Annotated in this window: 14 protein-coding genes; 9 read left to right on the plus strand and 5 right to left on the minus strand. The window is 54.1% G+C overall.

Annotated elements, in window-relative coordinates; all coding sequences use genetic code 11:
- Positions 1 to 88: 88 nt before the first annotated feature.
- Together rapA and rluA are read left to right on the plus strand one after the other, a co-directional pair.
- Complete coding sequence (gene rapA, locus G6Q29_RS07940; RefSeq protein ID WP_165465180.1) at positions 89 to 2,995, plus strand: RNA polymerase-associated protein RapA; 2,907 nt, start codon at positions 89 to 91, stop codon at positions 2,993 to 2,995.
- A gap of 12 nt (positions 2,996 to 3,007) precedes the next feature.
- Positions 3,008 to 3,667 (plus strand): bifunctional tRNA pseudouridine(32) synthase/23S rRNA pseudouridine(746) synthase RluA, encoded by a 660-nt coding sequence (rluA, locus tag G6Q29_RS07945; protein ID WP_165465181.1) that lies wholly within the window; start codon positions 3,008 to 3,010, stop codon positions 3,665 to 3,667.
- Between the two features lie 30 nt (positions 3,668 to 3,697).
- On the opposite strand, the gene djlA is transcribed toward rluA, so the two are convergent.
- Positions 3,698 to 4,513, minus strand: coding sequence for a co-chaperone DjlA (gene djlA, locus G6Q29_RS07950; RefSeq protein WP_102750036.1), 816 nt, complete (start codon positions 4,511 to 4,513; stop codon positions 3,698 to 3,700).
- Positions 4,514 to 4,752: 239 nt separating this feature from the next.
- On the opposite strand from djlA, the gene lptD reads away from it, so the two are divergent.
- From lptD to apaH, 6 genes are read left to right on the plus strand one after another with little or no spacing between them, the layout of a single operon-like run.
- Entirely contained in the window at positions 4,753 to 7,110 is a 2,358-nt protein-coding gene (lptD, locus tag G6Q29_RS07955; protein ID WP_165465182.1) for an LPS assembly protein LptD, read from the plus strand.
- 53 nt (positions 7,111 to 7,163) lie between these two features.
- Entirely contained in the window at positions 7,164 to 8,450 is a 1,287-nt protein-coding gene (gene surA, locus G6Q29_RS07960) for a peptidylprolyl isomerase SurA (RefSeq protein WP_003856417.1), read from the plus strand.
- Complete coding sequence (gene pdxA / locus G6Q29_RS07965) at positions 8,447 to 9,436, plus strand: 4-hydroxythreonine-4-phosphate dehydrogenase PdxA (RefSeq protein ID WP_165465409.1); 990 nt, start codon at positions 8,447 to 8,449, stop codon at positions 9,434 to 9,436. The genes surA and pdxA overlap by 4 nt, the downstream gene beginning before the upstream one ends.
- Positions 9,433 to 10,254: a 16S rRNA (adenine(1518)-N(6)/adenine(1519)-N(6))-dimethyltransferase RsmA gene (gene rsmA, locus G6Q29_RS07970; protein ID WP_148420050.1), complete on the plus strand. Its 822-nt coding sequence runs from the start codon at positions 9,433 to 9,435 to the stop codon at positions 10,252 to 10,254. Before pdxA ends, rsmA begins: the two co-directional genes overlap by 4 nt.
- A gap of 3 nt (positions 10,255 to 10,257) precedes the next feature.
- On the plus strand, positions 10,258 to 10,635 hold the full coding sequence (gene apaG / locus G6Q29_RS07975) for a Co2+/Mg2+ efflux protein ApaG (protein WP_003856425.1): 378 nt from the start codon (positions 10,258 to 10,260) through the stop codon (positions 10,633 to 10,635).
- Between the two features lie 4 nt (positions 10,636 to 10,639).
- A complete protein-coding gene (apaH, locus tag G6Q29_RS07980; RefSeq protein WP_165465183.1) occupies positions 10,640 to 11,488 on the plus strand; it encodes a bis(5'-nucleosyl)-tetraphosphatase (symmetrical) ApaH in 849 nt (282 codons plus the stop codon).
- Positions 11,489 to 11,527: 39 nt separating this feature from the next.
- Here apaH and folA read toward each other — a convergent pair whose 3' ends face one another.
- The 3 genes from folA to kefF all read right to left on the minus strand — a co-directional run bounded on the left by folA (position 11,528) and on the right by kefF (position 14,510).
- Positions 11,528 to 12,007 carry a type 3 dihydrofolate reductase gene (gene folA / locus G6Q29_RS07985; RefSeq protein WP_165465184.1) on the minus strand — a complete coding sequence of 160 codons (480 nt, stop codon included), beginning with the start codon at positions 12,005 to 12,007 and terminating at the stop codon, positions 11,528 to 11,530.
- Positions 12,008 to 12,121: 114 nt separating this feature from the next.
- Positions 12,122 to 13,987: a glutathione-regulated potassium-efflux system protein KefC gene (kefC, locus tag G6Q29_RS07990; protein ID WP_165465185.1), complete on the minus strand. Its 1,866-nt coding sequence runs from the start codon at positions 13,985 to 13,987 to the stop codon at positions 12,122 to 12,124.
- The gene (gene kefF / locus G6Q29_RS07995) at positions 13,980 to 14,510 is read right to left on the minus strand and encodes a glutathione-regulated potassium-efflux system oxidoreductase KefF (protein ID WP_165465186.1); all 531 of its coding nucleotides are present in this window, start codon (positions 14,508 to 14,510) and stop codon (positions 13,980 to 13,982) included. The genes kefC and kefF overlap by 8 nt, the downstream gene beginning before the upstream one ends.
- 373 nt (positions 14,511 to 14,883) lie before the next feature.
- Between kefF and G6Q29_RS08000 the strand changes: the two genes are divergently transcribed.
- Entirely contained in the window at positions 14,884 to 17,967 is a 3,084-nt protein-coding gene (locus G6Q29_RS08000; RefSeq protein ID WP_207309780.1) for an autotransporter outer membrane beta-barrel domain-containing protein, read from the plus strand.
- 48 nt (positions 17,968 to 18,015) lie between these two features.
- On the opposite strand, the gene G6Q29_RS08005 is transcribed toward G6Q29_RS08000, so the two are convergent.
- A complete protein-coding gene (locus G6Q29_RS08005; RefSeq protein WP_165465187.1) occupies positions 18,016 to 18,249 on the minus strand; it encodes a YgdI/YgdR family lipoprotein in 234 nt (77 codons plus the stop codon).
- Positions 18,250 to 18,285: the final 36 nt, after the last annotated feature.

Here is an 18,285-nt window from a genome sequence, read left to right on the forward strand (position 1 = left end):
TTTCCATTCCCGGACCCATTTTTCGATGACCGTCTTTTTTGACGGGGTCGAACTATTGCCTGCAATTAAAGATTAGAGCCGAACAACTATGCCTTTTACACTTGGTCAACGCTGGATCAGCGATACAGAAAGCGAACTTGGATTAGGAACCGTCGTTGCCGTCGATGCGCGCATGGTTACCCTCCTTTTCCCTGCTACCGGTGAAAACCGCCTGTACGCGCGCAATGACTCCCCTGTTACCCGCGTAATGTTCAACCCGGGTGACACCGTGACCAGCCACGAGGGCTGGCAGCTAAAGGTTGAAGACGTAAAAGAAGAGAATGGACTGCTCGCTTACATTGGAACGCGTCTTGATACCGACGAGACAAATGTCATCCTGCGTGAAGTGTTGCTCGACAGCAAACTGGTTTTCAGCAAGCCGCAGGACCGTCTGTTTGCCGGGCAAATCGACCGAATGGATCGTTTCTCCCTGCGCTACCGCGCGCGAAAGTTCCAGAGTGAACAGTACCGCATGCCGTGGAGCGGCCTGCGCGGTCAGCGTACCAGCCTGATCCCCCACCAGCTGAATATCGCCCATGATGTAGGCCGTCGCCATGCGCCTCGCGTGCTGCTGGCTGACGAAGTGGGCCTGGGTAAAACCATCGAAGCAGGCATGATCCTGCACCAGCAGCTGCTCTCTGGTGCCGCCGAGCGCGTACTGATAGTGGTGCCTGAAACACTGCAACACCAGTGGCTGGTCGAAATGCTGCGCCGCTTTAACCTGCGCTTCTCCCTGTTCGACGACGAGCGCTATGCCGAAGCCCAGCACGACGCGGACAACCCGTTTGAAACTGAACAACTGGTGATCTGCTCCCTGGACTTCGTACGCCGCAGCAAGCAGCGCCTGGAGCATCTGTGCGACGCTGAATGGGATCTGATGGTCGTCGACGAAGCACACCATCTCGTCTGGAGCGAAGATGCGCCAAGCCGTGAATACATGGCGATTGAGCAGCTTGCCGAACGCGTACCAGGCGTTCTACTGCTGACCGCCACCCCGGAGCAGCTGGGTCTTGAGAGCCACTTCGCCCGTCTGCGTCTTCTCGACCCGAACCGCTTCCACGATTTTGAGCAGTTTGTTGAGGAGCAGAAAAACTACCGTCCTGTGGCAGACGCCGTCGCACTGCTGCTGGCAGGTCATCGTCTCTCCAATGATGAACTCAACACCCTCAGCGATCTGATTGGCGAGCAGGATATCGAGCCGCTGCTTCAGGCCGCGAACAGCGACAGCGATAACACGGTATCCGCACGTAAAGAGCTGATCGACATGCTGATGGACCGTCACGGCACCAGCCGCGTGCTGTTCCGTAACACCCGAAACGGCGTGAAGGGGTTCCCGAAACGCGAGCTGCACACCATCAAACTGCCGCTGCCGACCCAGTACCAGACGGCGATTAAAGTCTCCGGCATTATGGGCACCCGTAAATCTGCGGAAGACCGCGCGCGCGACATGCTCTACCCGGAGCAGATTTATCAGGAATTTGAAGGCGACACCGGTACCTGGTGGAACTTCGATCCGCGCGTGGAGTGGCTGATGGGCTACCTGACTGCACACCGTTCCCAGAAGGTGCTGGTGATCTGCGCCAAAGCCGCCACCGCCCTGCAACTGGAACAAGTGCTGCGCGAGCGCGAAGGTATTCGCGCCGCCGTGTTCCATGAAGGCATGTCTATTGTCGAGCGCGACCGCGCCGCGGCCTGGTTTAGTGAAGAGGACAGCGGCGCGCAGGTGATGCTGTGCTCCGAAATCGGTTCAGAAGGCCGTAACTTCCAGTTCGCCAGCAATCTGGTGATGTTCGATCTGCCGTTTAACCCGGATTTGCTGGAGCAGCGTATCGGGCGTCTGGATCGTATCGGTCAGGCACATGATATTCAGATCCACGTGCCGTATCTGGAGAAAACCGCCCAGTCCGTTCTGGTTCGCTGGTACCACGAAGGTCTGGATGCGTTTGAACACACCTGCCCGACCGGTCGCGCCATTTACGATCAGGTGCATGCGGACCTGATCGGTTACCTCGCCGCCCCGGAAAATACAGAGGGTTTCGATGAGCTGATCAAGTCCTGCCGCGAGAAGCATGACGCGCTGAAAGCCCAGCTTGAGCAGGGGCGCGATCGCCTGCTGGAGATCCACTCCAACGGCGGTGAAAAAGCGCAGCAGCTGGCCGACAGTATTGAAGAACAGGACGACGATACCAGCCTGATCAGCTTCTCCATGAACCTTTTCGACATCGTCGGGATTAACCAGGACGATCGCGGCGAGAACATGATCGTGCTGACCCCGTCCGATCATATGCTGGTGCCGGACTTCCCGGGTCTGCCGGAAGACGGCTGCACCATCACCTTTGATCGTGATGTGGCGCTGTCCCGCGAAGACGCACAGTTCATCACCTGGGAACACCCGCTGATCCGCAACGGTCTGGATCTGATCCTCTCCGGCGATACCGGCAGCAGCACCATCTCCCTGTTGAAGAACAAAGCCTTGCCCGTGGGCACGCTGCTGGTGGAGCTGATCTACGTTGTGGAAGCGCAGGCACCGAAACAGCTTCAGCTTAACCGCTTCCTGCCGCCAACCCCGGTGCGTCTGCTGCTGGATAAAAACGGTACGAACCTGGCCGGCCAGGTGGAGTTTGAAAGCTTCAACCGTCAGCTGAGCGCGGTGAACCGTCATACCGGTAGCAAGCTGGTGAATGCGGTGCAGCAGGACGTACATGCCATTCTGCAACTGGGTGAAGCCCAGGCCGAAAAAGCGGCCAGAGTGCTGATCGATGCGGCGCGTAGCGAAGCCGATGAGAAGCTTTCTGCCGAGCTGTCGCGTCTGGAAGCGTTGAAAGCGGTGAACCCGAACATTCGCGACGATGAGCTGGCCGCAATTGAGAGCAACCGCCAGCAGGTGCTGGAAAGTCTCAATCAGGCGGGATGGCGTCTCGACGCTCTGCGTCTTATCGTTGTGACGCATCAGTAAGCGGAGCGCAAGATGGTAATGGAGCCCTACAATCCCCCAATGGATCCGTGGCTGGTCATTCTGTATCAGGACGAGCACATTATGGTGGTTAACAAGCCGAGCGGCTTGTTATCCGTGCCGGGGCGTCTGGAAGAGCATAAAGACAGCGTGATGACGCGTATCCAGCGCGATCATCCCCAGGCCGAGTCTGTCCATCGTCTGGATATGGCGACCAGCGGGGTGATTGTGGTGGCGCTGAATAAAGCGGCAGAACGTGAGCTGAAGCGTCAGTTCCGCGAGCGCGAGCCGAAGAAGCAGTATGTCGCGCGCGTCTGGGGTCATCCGGCGCAGGCGGAAGGGCTGGTAGATTTACCGCTGATTTGCGACTGGCCGAACCGGCCTAAGCAGAAAGTGTGTTACGAAACCGGCAAGGCCGCGCAAACCGAGTATGAAGTGCTGGAGTACGCGCCGGATAACACCGCGCGCGTCCTGCTGAAGCCGATTACCGGGCGCTCCCACCAGCTGCGTGTGCATATGCTTGCGATGGGTCATCCGATTCTGGGCGACCGCTTTTACGCGCCGCCTGAAGCGCTGGCCTTAGCGCCGCGCCTGCAACTGCATGCGCAGACGCTCACCATCACCCACCCTGCTTTCGGCAACGCCATGACGTTCAACGCCCCGGTGGACTTCTGAAAAAATGGCCCGACAGTGTCGGGCCATTTTTTATTTAAAACCTTTCTGCTCTTTAATCAGCTCGTAGGCTTTCTGAATTTCCTGCGCTTTCTGTTTGGCCATCTCCATCATCTCTGGCGGCAGGCCTTTCGCCACCAGCTTATCCGGATGGTGCTCGCTCATCAGCTTACGATAGGCGCGTTTGATGGTCGTGACATCGTCAGACGGCTTCACGCCGAGGACGTTGCAGGCATCTTCAAGCGTAGGGCCACGCTGCGCCTGCTGCCAGCCGCCGCCGGACGATTGCTGCTGATAACCACCGCCAAAGTGCGCCCCCCCCTGCATCATGCGCAGGAACTGGTCGAACTGCATGCGGGAAATACCCAGCTCTTCGGCAATCACGTACAGGACGTCCCGTTCATTCGGATGCAGAGAACCATCCGCAAAGGCGGCCTGAATTTGAATTTCCAGAAACATCCGAATTAAATCAAAGCGCCCGAAACAGATGCTACGGAACTGCCGCATTTTTTCACGCAGCGGGTAGTTATCTGATTTACCAATCCGGAACGCATTCTGCGCCGCGATGCGAGATTCGCCGTGCAGATTCATGCGATCCATAAAGACGCTGGCAACCTGAATATCGGCTTCCGTTACGCGCCCTTTTGATTTGGTTAAATGCCCCATCACCTCAAACGTGGTGGAGAAAAAAAGTGACTGGCGCTCGCGCTGGTTGGCAAACCAGGCCATTTTGCGGCTACGTGCTTTATCAAACATATGGCCGATAATGAGGCCAAGAACAACGCCCCAGAATCCGGCACCCATAATAATTGCGAACGCAACGCCGATTATTTTACCCCAATACTGCATATACTCCCCGAATGGTCATGTTCCTGGCCGACGCAACGCCATCATTACAGTGGTCGCGCCACGGTCAATTGAGGGACATCGCCTATAATTTGCATTATCATACTCGTCATTCGATAGCGAGCCTAACACTCTGGCGCGCAAACGGGCAGGATTAACGCTGGTACTGCGCTGATGAGTAAGATAGTCTCTGAGCGTTTGTAAGCCGTAGCCACTGATGACGGAACAATAAAATACAACGTATGAAAAAACGTATCCCCACCCTTCTGGCCACAATGATTGGCACCGCCCTGTATAGCCAACAGGGGCTCGCAGCCGATCTCGCCTCGCAGTGTATGCTTGGCGTCCCAAGTTATAATCGCCCACTGGTGAAAGGCGATACGAATGACTTACCCGTCACCATTAATGCCGATAGCGCTAAAGGTAATTATCCTGACAATGCGACCTTTACGGGCAATGTCGATATTAACCAGGGAAACAGCCGCCTGCTGGCTGATGAAGTGCAATTGCACCAGAAGCAATCGGAAGGTGCACAGGCGCCTGTCCGTACCGTGGATGCGCTGGGTAATGTGCACTATGACGACAATCAGGTCATCCTGAAAGGTCCGAAAGCCTGGTCGAATCTGAATACTAAAGATACCAACGTCTGGGAAGGTGATTACCAGATGGTGGGCCGTCAGGGGCGCGGTACCGCAGACCTGATGAAGCAGCGTGGCGAAAACCGCTACACCATTCTCGAAAACGGCACGTTTACCTCCTGTTTGCCAGGGTCAAATACCTGGAGCGTTGTGGGCAGTGAAGTGATCCACGACCGTGAAGAACAGGTTGCAGAGATCTGGAACGCTCGTTTCAAACTCGGCCCGGTGCCCATTTTCTATAGTCCTTACCTGCAACTGCCCGTGGGTGACAAACGTCGTTCAGGTTTCCTGATCCCGAACGCCAAGTACAGCACGTCGAACTATTTTGAGTTCTACCTGCCGTACTACTGGAACATTGCGCCCAACATGGACGCCACGATCACGCCGCACTATATCCATAAGCGCGGTAACATCATGTGGGAGAACGAATTCCGCTACCTGACCAAGGCGGGCACGGGTCTGATGGAATTTGATTATCTGCCATCAGATAAGGTCTTCCAGGACGAGCATCCGAGCGAAGGTGATAAGCACCGCTGGATGTATTACTGGAAGCACGCCGGGGTATTGGATGAGGTGTGGCGCTTCAACATCGACTACACCAAAGTCAGCGATCCGTATTACTTCAACGACTTTGATTCTAAATACGGGTCCAGTACCGATGGTTACGCCACGCAGAAATTCAGCGTGGGCTACGCCAATGAGAACTTTGACGCGACGGTGTCGACCAAACAGTTCCAGGTGTTTGATACACAAACAAACAGCACCTACGGTGCAGAGCCGCAGCTGGACGTGAACTGGTACCAGAACGATGTGGGTCCTTTCGACACGCACGTATACGCGCAGGCGGTCCATTTCGTCAACACCAACTCGGATATGCCGGAAGCTACGCGTCTGCATATCGAGCCGACGATCACTCTGCCATGGTCTAACGACTGGGCGAGCCTGAATACTGAAGCCAAAATGTTGGCCACCCACTACCAGCAGAAAAATATTGATAAATACAATGCGAACCCGAACAACGCGAACGATCTTGCCGATTCAGTAAACCGTGTCCTCCCTCAGTTTAAAATGGACGGCAAGCTGATTTTCGAACGCGATATGGGCATGCTCGCGGATGGATATACCCAGACGCTTGAGCCACGTATGCAGTATCTGTACGTGCCTTATCGCGATCAGAGCAAAATCCAAAACTACGACTCGTCCTTACTGCAATCTGACTATAGCGGCCTGTTCCGCGATCGTTCATACGGTGGCCTTGACCGTATTGCGTCTGCTAACCAGTTAACGACCGGCGTCACAACGCGCGTATATGATGAAGCTGCCGTTGAACGTTTTAACGTTTCTGTTGGTCAAATCTACTATTTCACAGAATCACGCACTGGCGATGATAAAATTCAGTGGGAGAAAGAAAACAAAACGGGCTCACTGGTATGGGCGGGCGACACCTACTGGCGCATGACGGATCGTTGGGGTCTGCGCGGTGGTGTTCAGTACGATACACGACTGGACAATATCGCGACGGGCAGCGCTGCCATCGAGTATCGTCGTGATGAGGACCGTATGTTGCAGTTGACATACCGTTACGCCAGCCCGGAATACATTCAGGCGACACTGCCTAATTATTCCACTTCCGACCCATACAAAGACGGTATTTCACAGGTGGGTACCGCCGCGAGCTGGCCGATCGCCGATCGTTGGTCAGTCGTAGGCGCCTACTACTATGACACGAATGCCCAAAAACCTGCTGACCAGATGCTGGGTCTGCAATATAACTCCTGCTGTTACGCAATACGTGTCGGTTACGAACGGAAACTTAACGGCTGGGATACGCAAAACAGTCAGGGCAAATACGATAACGTGATTGGCTTTAATATCGAGCTACGCGGCCTGAGCTCTAACTACGGTCTGGGCACACAGCAGATGCTGCGCTCGAACATTCTGCCGTATCGTAGTTCATTGTAATGTGCTTGATTTACAACGTAATCCGCTTTGCGGTTAATTGAAATGGAAAAAGTATGAAGAACTGGAAAACGCTGCTACTCGGTGTCGCTATGGTTGCGAATACCAGCTTCGCGGCCCCACAGGTTGTCGATAAAGTCGCGGCTGTGGTTAACAACGGCGTCGTGCTTGAAAGTGACGTTGACGGTTTGATGAAATCTGTAAAGCTCAACTCGGGCCAGGCAGGTCAACAACTTCCGGATGACGCTACGCTGCGCCACCAGATCCTGGAACGTCTGATCATGGATCAGATAGTCCTGCAAATGGGCCAGAAAATGGGTGTGAAGATCTCTGACGAACAGCTCGATCAGGCGATCGCCAACATTGCAAAACAGAATAACATTACCCCGGACCAGATGCGTAGCCGCCTGGCCTATGACGGCATCAGCTATGCCACCTACCGTAATCAGATCCGTAAAGAGATGCTGATTTCAGAAGTGCGTAACAATGAAGTCCGTCGCCGCGTCACCATCCTGCCTCAGGAAGTGGATGCCCTGGCAAAACAGGTCGGGAATCAGAATGATGCCAGCACTGAGCTGAACCTGAGCCACATCCTGATCCCACTGCCGGAAAACCCAACCTCCGATCAGGCGGCTGAAGCAGAAAGCCAGGCACGCGCTATCGTTGAGCAGGCGCGTAATGGCGATGACTTTGGCAAACTGGCAATCACGTACTCCGCTGACCAGCAGGCCCTGAAAGGCGGCCAGATGGGCTGGGGCCGTATTCAGGAGCTACCGTCTCTGTTTGCCCAGGCGCTGAGCACCGCGAAGAAAGGCGACATCGTCGGTCCAATCCGTTCCGGTGTGGGCTTCCATATTCTGAAAGTGAATGACCTGCGCGGTCAGAGCCAGAACATTTCGGTTACCGAAGTTCATGCGCGTCATATCCTGCTTAAACCGTCTCCGATCATGACTGACGATCAGGCCCGTGCGAAGCTGGAACAGATCGCCGCCGACATCAAGAGCGGTAAAACCACCTTCGATAAAGCGGCAAAAGAGTTCTCTCAGGATCCTGGCTCTGCAAACCAGGGCGGTGACCTGGGTTGGGCGGCAGCCGATATTTACGATCCGGCTTTCCGCGATGCGTTAATGAAGCTGAATAAAGGCCAGATGAGCGCACCGGTGCACTCTTCCTTCGGCTGGCATCTGATCCAGCTGATGGACACCCGCAACGTGGATAAAACCGACGCTGCCCAGAAAGACCGCGCGTATCGCATGCTGTTTAACCGTAAGTTCTCTGAAGAAGCCGCAACCTGGATGCAGGAACAGCGCGCCAGCGCTTACGTGAAAGTGTTGAGCAACTGATGAAACCGCATCGTGTTGTGATCACCCCCGGCGAACCCGCCGGGATTGGGCCTGACCTTGTGGTTCAGCTCGCCCAGCGTAGCTGGCCGGTAGAACTGGTAGTCTGCGCAGATGCAACACTGTTACAAGACCGGGCAACCTTGCTCGGTCTGCCTTTAACGCTACTTCCTTACGTTGAAGGCCAACAGCCTGCACCGCAGCAGGCTGGCACTCTCACTCTGCTTTCTGTTCCGCTCCGTGCCTCTGTTGTCCCCGGTGAGTTACGCACCGAAAACGGTCACTACGTTGTCGAGACGCTGGCGCGCGCCTGTGACGGTTGCCTTCAGGGCGAATTTGCCGCCCTGATAACCGGTCCTGTGCATAAAGGTGTAATCAACGATGCGGGCATTCCATTTACCGGACATACCGAATTTTTCGAAGAGCGGTCGCAAAGTCCGAAAGTGGTGATGATGCTGGCAACCGAAGCGATGCGCGTTGCGCTGGTAACAACGCACCTGCCGATCAAAGCCATTCCTGATGCCATTACGCCTGGCCTACTGCGTGAGATCATCGGCATTTTGCATCACGATCTGCAAACCAAATTCGGCATTCCGCAGCCGCACGTTCTGGTCTGTGGTTTGAATCCACACGCGGGCGAAGGCGGACATATGGGCACCGAAGAGATCGACACTATCATTCCGGTGCTGGAAGAAATGCGGGCGAAAGGGATGCACCTCAGCGGACCACTGCCTGCCGACACCCTTTTCCAGCCCAAATACCTGGATAATGCTGACGCTGTGCTCGCGATGTACCACGATCAGGGCCTGCCCGTGCTAAAATACCAGGGATTTGGCCGCGGGGTGAATATCACCCTCGGTTTACCCTTTATTCGAACGTCCGTTGACCACGGTACTGCGCTGGATCTGGCAGGCCAGGGGAAAGCGGATGTCGGCAGTTTTATTTCGGCGCTTAATCTCGCCATCAAAATGATTGTTAATACTCAATGACTAATCGAGTCCATCAGGGCCACTTAGCCCGTAAACGCTTCGGGCAAAACTTCCTCAACGATCAGTTTGTGATCGACAGTATCGTTTCTGCCATTAATCCGCAGAAAGGTCAGGCCATGGTCGAAATCGGCCCGGGTCTTGCCGCGCTGACCGAGCCGGTAGGCGAACGCCTTGACGAACTGACCGTTATCGAACTCGACCGCGATCTGGCCGCGCGTCTGCAAACGCACCCGTTCCTCGGGCCGAAGCTGACGATTTATCAGCAAGATGCGATGACCATGAACTTCGGCGAACTGTCAGAAAAAATGGGACAGCCGCTGCGCGTGTTCGGTAACCTGCCTTACAACATCTCCACCCCGCTGATGTTCCATCTGTTTAGCTATACTGATGCCATTGCCGACATGCACTTCATGTTGCAAAAAGAGGTCGTTAACCGTCTGGTTGCAGGGCCGAACAGTAAAGCGTATGGTCGTTTAAGCGTGATGGCGCAATATTACTGCAACGTGATCCCGGTATTAGAAGTACCGCCTTCCGCGTTCACGCCACCGCCAAAAGTAGATTCTGCGGTTGTGCGCCTGGTACCCCATAAAACGATGCCGTACCCGGTCAAAGACCTGCGCGTGCTGAGCCGTATTACGACAGAAGCCTTTAACCAGCGCCGTAAAACGATTCGTAACAGCCTTGGCAATCTGTTTACCGTTGAGGTGTTAGCTGAGTTGGGCATCGACCCGGCAATGCGTGCGGAAAATATTTCCGTAGAGCAGTACTGCAAGCTGGCTAATTACATCAGCGACAATGCGCCGCCGAAGGAGAGCTAAGCCATGATTGATTCGCCCCGCGTCTGTGTTCAGGTTCAAAGCGTCTACATTGAGTCCCAATCCACACCGGATGAAGAACGTTTTGTTTTTGCTTATACCGTAACTATTCGCAATCTGGGGCGGATGCCAGTGCAACTGCTCGGGCGCTACTGGCTTATTACCAACGGCAACGGTCGTGAAATCGAAGTCCAGGGCGAAGGTGTGGTCGGTGAACAACCCCATATCGCCCCTGGCGAAGAGTATCAATACACCAGCGGCGCGGTAATTGAAACGCCGCTGGGTACCATGCAAGGCCATTACGAAATGGTCGACGCCGACGGTAATGCTTTCCGCATTGCTATTCCTGTGTTCCGTCTCGCCGTACCTACACTTATTCATTAATCCAATGTCTACATATCTGATTGGCGACGTTCACGGTTGCTACGATGAACTGATCGCATTATTAAAACAGGTCGACTTTACCCCCGGGCGGGACACGCTCTGGTTAACTGGCGACTTAGTGGCCCGCGGCCCCGGCTCCCTGGACGTCCTCCGCTATGTCAAATCGCTGGGCGACAGCGTGCGTATGGTGTTGGGCAATCACGATCTGCATCTGCTGGCCGTATATGCCGGGATCAGCCGTAATAAGCCGAAAGATCGCATTACCCCCCTGCTGGAAGCACCGGATGCCGATGAGTTGCTCAACTGGCTGCGCCGCCAGCCTCTGCTACAGGTTGATGAAGAGAGAAAGCTGGTGATGGCCCATGCAGGCATTACGCCTCAGTGGGATCTTGAGACGGCAAAAACCTGCGCACGCGACGCTGAAGCGGTGCTGTCGAGCGACTCCTATCCGTTCTTCCTCGATGCAATGTACGGCGATATGCCAAACAACTGGAGTGATGACCTCAGCGGCCTGGCGCGGCTGCGTTTTATCACCAATGCATTTACGCGGATGCGCTACTGCTTCCCGAACGGGCAGTTAGATATGTATTGCAAAGATACGCCGGAAAATGCCCCTGCGCCGCTTAAGCCCTGGTTCGCCATTCCGGGACCCGTGACAAACGAATACAGCGTGGTCTTTGGGCACTGGGCATCGCTGGAAGGAAAAGGTACACCGGAAAATATCTATGCGCTGGATACCGGATGCTGCTGGGGAGGAGATTTAACTTGCCTGCGCTGGGAAGATAAAACCTACTTTGTGCAGCCATCCAACCGACAGCTGGACTTAGGCGAGGGTGAGGCGGTCGCCTCCTGAGGATGTTTATCCTCTCCCTTTTGGGAGAGGATAATACGGTTAACGACGTTCCAGAATTTCGAAGCAGTAGCTGTGAGAGTTCTGCGCATCCGCATCGTGAAATTCACTGAATACGGATTCCCACTCATCCGGATCGTAATCCGGGAAATGGGTATCCCCTTCTACTTCCGCATCAATGTGAGTCAGATACAGTTTCTGCGCTTTTGGCAGGAACTGCTCATACACACGGCCGCCGCCGATCACCATGATCTCTTCGGCATCACCGCAGGCAGAAATTGCCTCATCAACGGACTTAACCCACTGAACGCGATCGTCAGTGCCTGGCTGGCTACTGATCACAATATTCTTACGACCCGGCAATGGACGACCAATAGACTCCCAGGTCAGGCGGCCCATCACTACCGGCTTGTTTAACGTCGTACGTTTAAACCATGCGAGATCGGCAGGCAGGTTCCACGGCATGGCGTTTTCCATGCCGATAACGCGGTCTACCGCCAGCGCTGCAATCAGACTGATCATTGAAAATTTCCCGGATGCAAAAAATTGCCGCCACTATACGGAAAGCTTAATCTTTCGTCGACTGGCGGCAGGGTAAAGAATTAGAAATTTTTTAATATTGCTGGCAACTCCACTTCACGCAGTCGGTTTACTCTCCGGTTCATCCGCAGGATCACCGGTATGCTTGCCCTCTTCCGTTCCTTGCCAGCCGTGGCGCTGAACCAGCGACAGATGATTACGATCCTCGTTGATGATCTCCGTCAACATGGTGCTGGTGCGTTTAAACACCGCTGCGCGTTCGGTTGGCGTACTGCTCGCCATCGCTACCATCTCTTCCACCATCTCATGATTAAAACGGCGAAAAAGATCTGCACGTTCACGCGCTTCATACGCACCGAGTCCCAGGCTTTCCAGCGCCATGCGGCCAGATTTGAGTGCTCCCTCGAACGTTTCACGTTCAGGCGCTGCCACACCCGCCTGACGCAGCTGGATATAATGGTCGACATCGCGCGCGCGGGAGATAACGGTCAAATGCGGAAAGTGTTCTTTAACCAGCTCAACCATCTGCATACTGGTCTCAGGATCGTCAATGGCATTAATCAGCACCTCTGCTTTCGCCGCTCCGGCGGATTCCAGCAGGTCAACCCGGGTGGCATCACCATAGAACACTTTCATATCGAATTTACGCAGCGTATCGACATGATCAGGATCGTGATCGAGGATAACCATTTTTACACCGCTGGAGAGCAGTAAGCGACCGGCGATCTGCCCGAAGCGGCCAAATCCGGCGATGATGACGCGCGGTTGTTCTTCGTCGATCTCATCGGCTTCTCGCTCCTGTTCGCTTCCTGCTTTTTCCAGGCGCGTCAACAGCACCAGCAGGATCGGCGTTGCAGCCATCGACAGCGCGACCGCCAGCGTCAGCGCTTTTGCCCATTCGGGATCGAGTACATTTGCCATTTGCGCAGCGCCAAAGACCACAAAAGCAAACTCACTCCCCTGCCCCAGCAGCACGGCAAACCAGCGGCGCTGCGGTTTTGGCACGTTTAACGGGCGGGCAATCAGCCACAGCATCGCCATTTTAATGACCAGAAAGCCCACCAGCAGAATGATAATGCGCAACGGATGGGTTACCAGCGTTCCAAAGTCGATAGACATCCCGACGCCGATGAAAAACAGCCCCAGCAGCAGCCCTTTAAACGGCTCAATATCGCTTTCCAGCGCGTGCCGGTATTCGGAGCTTGCCAGTAAAACGCCCGCGAGGAAGGCACCCATCGCCATCGAGAGCCCGGCCTCTTCCAGCAGCAAACCAAAACCAAACACCAGGAATAACGCAACGGCGCTGAACACTTCGCGCAGGCCAGAGCGAGCAACAAAGCGCAGCAGCGGACGCGTTACGTAGCGACCCAGCAGAACAACCAGCGCCAGCGCACCGACCACCTTCAGCGCCGACATAGCAAATGCCCCCAGCGTCGTGGATGCGCCGCTGGTTGCCAGCAGCGGGATCATCGCCACCAGCGGGATCGCGGCAATATCCTGGAACAATAGTACGGAGAAGGTGCTGCGCCCCATTTGCGACACCGTCAGGTTACGCTCGTTCATTGCCTGCATGGCTATCGCCGTCGAGGAGAGCGCCAGCGTCATGCCAATCAGCTCCGCGACTTTCCACTCCATCCCCAGCAAAATACAGAATCCACCTAACAGCAGACCGCAGGCCAGCATTTGCAGAGCGCCTCCGCCAAACACCGAGACCCGCAGCTTCCACAGCCGCTGCGGATCCAGCTCGAGACCAATCACAAACAGCATCAGCACCACGCCGATTTCCGCAAAATGCAGGATCGACTCGGCATCCGTCACCAGCCGGAAGCCCCAGGGGCCTATAATACACCCTGCAATCAGATAGCCGAGCACCGATCCCAGCCCCAGACGAACCGCCACGGGCACAATTAATGCCGCCGCGCCGAGGTAAATCAGCGCCTGTATCAGCGTATGGCTATCCATTGTGCGCCTCCTGCCACTCAAGTAAGCGTTGTTTGTAGTGACGAGCCTGCGCCTGCAAGGTTTCATCGTCGCAAACAAAGGTACAGTGCATCGCAAAAGGCGGAAGCCAGTTCAGGCCACAGTAAAGGGCTGTTGCCTGGAGCGGCTGCGCCAGCACATCAAATCCGGGGAAATCGCCGATCTCAAAGTGGCTTTGCCCTCCGCCGGTGGTGACGGCCCACATCAGGCTTTTTCCCTGAAGCGCCTTGCCGTTGTGTCCGTATGCCCAACCGTGGGAGAAGACCTTGTCGATCCAGAGCTTCATCAGCGGAGGTATGCTGTACCACTGCATTGGATGCTGCCAGACGATCAGGTCGGCACGGGAGAGCGCCTCCTGTTCGGCAGCAACATCGATATTAAAGTCTGGATAGAGCTGATAGAGGGTACGTATCTCTACGTTTTCAAGCGTCCTTGCCTGCTCAAGCATCCGCCTATTGGCATGCGAGTGCTGCGGATAGGGGTGCGTATAAATTATCAGAACCATGAATATGCCTGTCTTCTACTTTTCTTGTGCAATGAGTGTAGACAGTTACCACTCCAACTGAAAGGGGGCTAACTAACGCTTTCAGGTAAAACGCAAGTATTGGCAATCTTCTCCATCGTGCCCGCGTTACCGCGCCTAAAAAAAGCGAGTGAGACGTATAATAAATTCACATTATAAAGCTGTTTTACTTATTCATATTTTTAACGGATATTTTTAGAATATCTTAAGTCATTATGTAATAATTCAACCTGTACATAACCCCTTGAAAAAATAATAATTTTATGCTCTTTTTTGAGTTTACTCCTTTACGCGATCAATATACGTTTTCATACCTGTTAACTTGTTGTTCCTTCTCACTCAAATGGATGTGTACATGAGCAATAAACCCTTTAATTTAAACAATACCACTAAAACGCTCGGGAAGATATTTCCCGCCTTGTTGATATGCACGCCAGCAGTTGCGTTTTCTGCCACCATTGACCAATCAACTTCTGTCCCACAAAATTTCTCCGCCGATACTGAATACGTTATAAATCAAGATGTCACGATTTCCTCCGCTGACAGTGAGGCGGCCGTTTCTGTCTCAGGTTTTACAATCAACAGCGCCACTAATAATGGGAATATTTCTGGGACGGGTAATGGCCTGAATATTAATACTGCCGCGCAACGTGTTGTGGTGAATAACGAGGAAGGTGCCGCCATCACCTCGAAATCGGCTACAGCCATTAGTATTGAATCAATGCAAGGTGAAATTAGCAACCGTGGGAATATAACCGCTTTTGAGGATGGTATATTCGTTAGTGAAAACTCATCGGCTGTAAGTATTTCAAATAGCACAACCGGAGTTATTAAAGGTAAAACTGGCCTGAACGCACTTGCAGGCGTTGCCATTAATAATGCGGGTACGATCACTGGCACAGCGAATGATGGAATCGCTCTGAGCGAGGGCAACACTAAGGTCATAAATACTGGTAACGTGCAGGGTGCACAATACGGTTTTAATATAACGAATAATGCAAAAGTAGATATCACGAATAGCGGAACGATTAGTGGTGATACAGCCGCTGTTATGTTTGCCAGCAATAAAAATAACACTCTGGTTCTTGATACCGGTTCCACTCTTATCGGTGACGTTATTTCCACCAATTCCACGGGAAACACTCTCACCCTGATCGGCACCGGTACGGAGGACAGTAACTTTGTCGGTCTGAACGAAGGCGACGGTTTTGCCAGTATAAAAATGATGGGCGAAAATTGGGCGCTGTCGGGCGATCTCGATATTATTGGCTCTGGCGATTCCTTGCTGATAGACACGGGCACGTTAACCCTGTCAGGCGCGGTATCGAATACCGGTAATACACGGGTGGCCAAAGATGCTTCGTTGCAACTGGGCGATGGCGAAAAAACCGCGTCCCTCAGCGGTGGGCTCACCAACAACGGTACCGTCATTTTTAACCAGGGAAGCGATTTCACTTTCGCCACCGACATGACCGGTAGCGGTAACGTCGAAAAAGTTGATTCCAACACCCTGACCCTGACGGGCAAAAATAGCTATACAGGGGATACGGTTCTGCACGGCGGCACCACGCTGGTCTCCACCGGCGCAACGCTCGGCGTCAAGGGCAGTAACGCCACCGTTACCGTTGAAAATGGCGCGACCTTTGCCACCGCAGGCGAAGTGAACAACAACATCGCGGTTCTTAGCGGCGGTACGCTGGCGGCATGGAATGCAGTCCAGGGTAACTCCACGCTCAGCGCTTCCGGCGTCGATACCATCAACGGCAACGTGACTAATGGCGGCACGCTGTTACTCAGTGCGGCTAATAATAGCGTTGGCAATAATTTTACGATTAATGGCGACTACACCGGCTCTGACGGTAGCCAGATCGTGATGAACAGCACCCTGGGTGAAGATAATTCACCAACTGATCACCTCACTATTACAGGCAGCAGCTTCGGTCAGTCTGGCATCAGCATCACCAACATTGGCGGCGCAGGCGCGCAAACCATTAACGGTATGGAAATTGTCAGCATCGGCGGCAGTTCCGAAGCCCAACTGACGCTGGCAAAACCGGTCGTCGCAGGCGCCTGGGAATATAACCTCTACCAGCACAGTGACGGCAACTGGTATCTGGAATCAAAGGCGACGCCTTCTGATGAGCCTTCCGACGACACCGATGACGGTGGCAATACTGATGATGGCGATAACACCGACAACGGCGGCAATACCGACAACGGCGGCAACACCGACGACGGCGGCAATACCGACAACGGCGGCAACACCGACGACGGCGGCAATACCGACAACGGCGGCAATACTGACAACGGCGGCAACACCGACAACGGCGGCAACACCGACAATGGCGGCAACACCGACAACGGCGGCAACACCGACAACGGCGGCAACACCGACAACGGCGGTAACACCGACAACGGCGGTAACACCGACAACGGCGGTAACACCGACAACGGCGGTAACACCGACAACGGCGGCAACACCGACAATGGTGGAAATAACGCGCCAGAAGTCATGGCACCAGAAGTTGGTGCTTACTTAGGTAACTACCTCGCAGCACAGAGCATGTTCCTGCATAAGCGCGACGACCGTGACCAAATCACCTTCCGCAATGAAGAGGATCTGAACACCTGGATGTACGTTAAGGGTCGCTATCACGAGAACGATGCCGGTGGTGATAAAGTCAGCTATGACACCACCACCACCGTTCTGCAAGTCGGCAGTGATTTCATGAGCAAGCCAATGGAAAACGGTATCCTGCGTGCCGGTGGTATGTTCGGTGCAGGCCAGGCGAAAACCCATTCTGATGCGAAGCACAACGTGCGTGATGCACAGGGTAAAGTGGACGGTTTCAATGTTGGGCTGTACGCCACCTGGCAGGAAGATCAGAAATTACGTCTTGGCAGCTACATTGATACCTGGGCCGCTTACAGCTGGTACAACAACAAAGTGACCAGCAATCGCAACGATGAAGACTACGATAGCGAAGGTTTCGCCGCGTCTGTTGAAGTCGGCCATGCGTGGGTTATCCAGTCTGAAAACGAACGTACCTGGAAGATCGAACCTCAGGCACAGGTGATCTACAGCTATCTCGATCAGGAGAACCACACCGATCGCGACGGCGTTCGTGTGACCACGCTGGACAATGACAGCGTTTTTGGACGTCTGGGCGTGAAATCCAGCTACTTCCAGCAGAAAGACGTCACGGCCTGGCAGCCGTATGTTGCGGTTAACTGGTTAAAAGGTGCAGGTCAAAACGATCTGGCTTTCAACGACGAGACCGTCAGCAACAATACGCCAGACGATCGTGGTCAGTTAGAATTGGGGGTTACCGGCAACCTGAACGAAACAACAACGATCTCCCTGCGCGCCAGCGGCGAGTGGGGTGAAAACAGCTATGCCGCCTACGGCGGTCATGTTTTGTTAAACCATCGCTGGTAATCTGACGCATAACGCAATAAAGCAGTGGCATTCGCCACTGCTTTTTTTTTAATTATCCAGTTCACCCATTGATTTAACCTGATCGCGGTTAATCTGCTCGGTTTGTCCTGTTTCGGCGTTTTTGTACGAGACCAGACCGGTATCGTCATCCACCTGCGGTTTCCCGTCAGTGACAATCGTTTTGCCATCGGTGGTTTTAACCGCCTGGTTAGACGAACAACCGGCAACGGTAAACATGGCTGCTGCGGCAAAAATAGAGGTCATCAGAAGTTTGTTTTTCATCATATTCTCCCTGCTATGAGTCATTTCTTATTACCA

The sequence above is a fragment of the Enterobacter cloacae genome, from assembly GCF_011078175.1.
In the GTDB taxonomy this organism is placed as follows: Bacteria; Pseudomonadota; Gammaproteobacteria; order Enterobacterales; family Enterobacteriaceae; genus Enterobacter; species Enterobacter cloacae_Q.

Bases quoted from the DNA above. Each gene is read 5' to 3' on its own strand.
- rapA (WP_165465180.1), top strand. From the start codon at position 89: ATGCCTTTTACACTTGGTCAACGCTGGATCAGCGATACAGAAAGCGAA.
- rluA (WP_165465181.1), top strand. From the start codon at position 3,008: ATGGTAATGGAGCCCTACAATCCCCCAATGGATCCGTGGCTGGTCATT.
- djlA (WP_102750036.1), bottom strand. From the start codon at position 4,513: ATGCAGTATTGGGGTAAAATAATCGGCGTTGCGTTCGCAATTATTATG.
- lptD (WP_165465182.1), top strand. From the start codon at position 4,753: ATGAAAAAACGTATCCCCACCCTTCTGGCCACAATGATTGGCACCGCC.
- surA (WP_003856417.1), top strand. From the start codon at position 7,164: ATGAAGAACTGGAAAACGCTGCTACTCGGTGTCGCTATGGTTGCGAAT.
- rsmA (WP_148420050.1), top strand. From the start codon at position 9,433: ATGACTAATCGAGTCCATCAGGGCCACTTAGCCCGTAAACGCTTCGGG.
- apaG (WP_003856425.1), top strand. From the start codon at position 10,258: ATGATTGATTCGCCCCGCGTCTGTGTTCAGGTTCAAAGCGTCTACATT.
- apaH (WP_165465183.1), top strand. From the start codon at position 10,640: ATGTCTACATATCTGATTGGCGACGTTCACGGTTGCTACGATGAACTG.
- folA (WP_165465184.1), bottom strand. From the start codon at position 12,007: ATGATCAGTCTGATTGCAGCGCTGGCGGTAGACCGCGTTATCGGCATG.
- kefC (WP_165465185.1), bottom strand. From the start codon at position 13,987: ATGGATAGCCATACGCTGATACAGGCGCTGATTTACCTCGGCGCGGCG.
- kefF (WP_165465186.1), bottom strand. From the start codon at position 14,510: ATGGTTCTGATAATTTATACGCACCCCTATCCGCAGCACTCGCATGCC.
- G6Q29_RS08000 (WP_207309780.1), top strand. From the start codon at position 14,884: ATGAGCAATAAACCCTTTAATTTAAACAATACCACTAAAACGCTCGGG.
- G6Q29_RS08005 (WP_165465187.1), bottom strand. From the start codon at position 18,249: ATGAAAAACAAACTTCTGATGACCTCTATTTTTGCCGCAGCAGCCATG.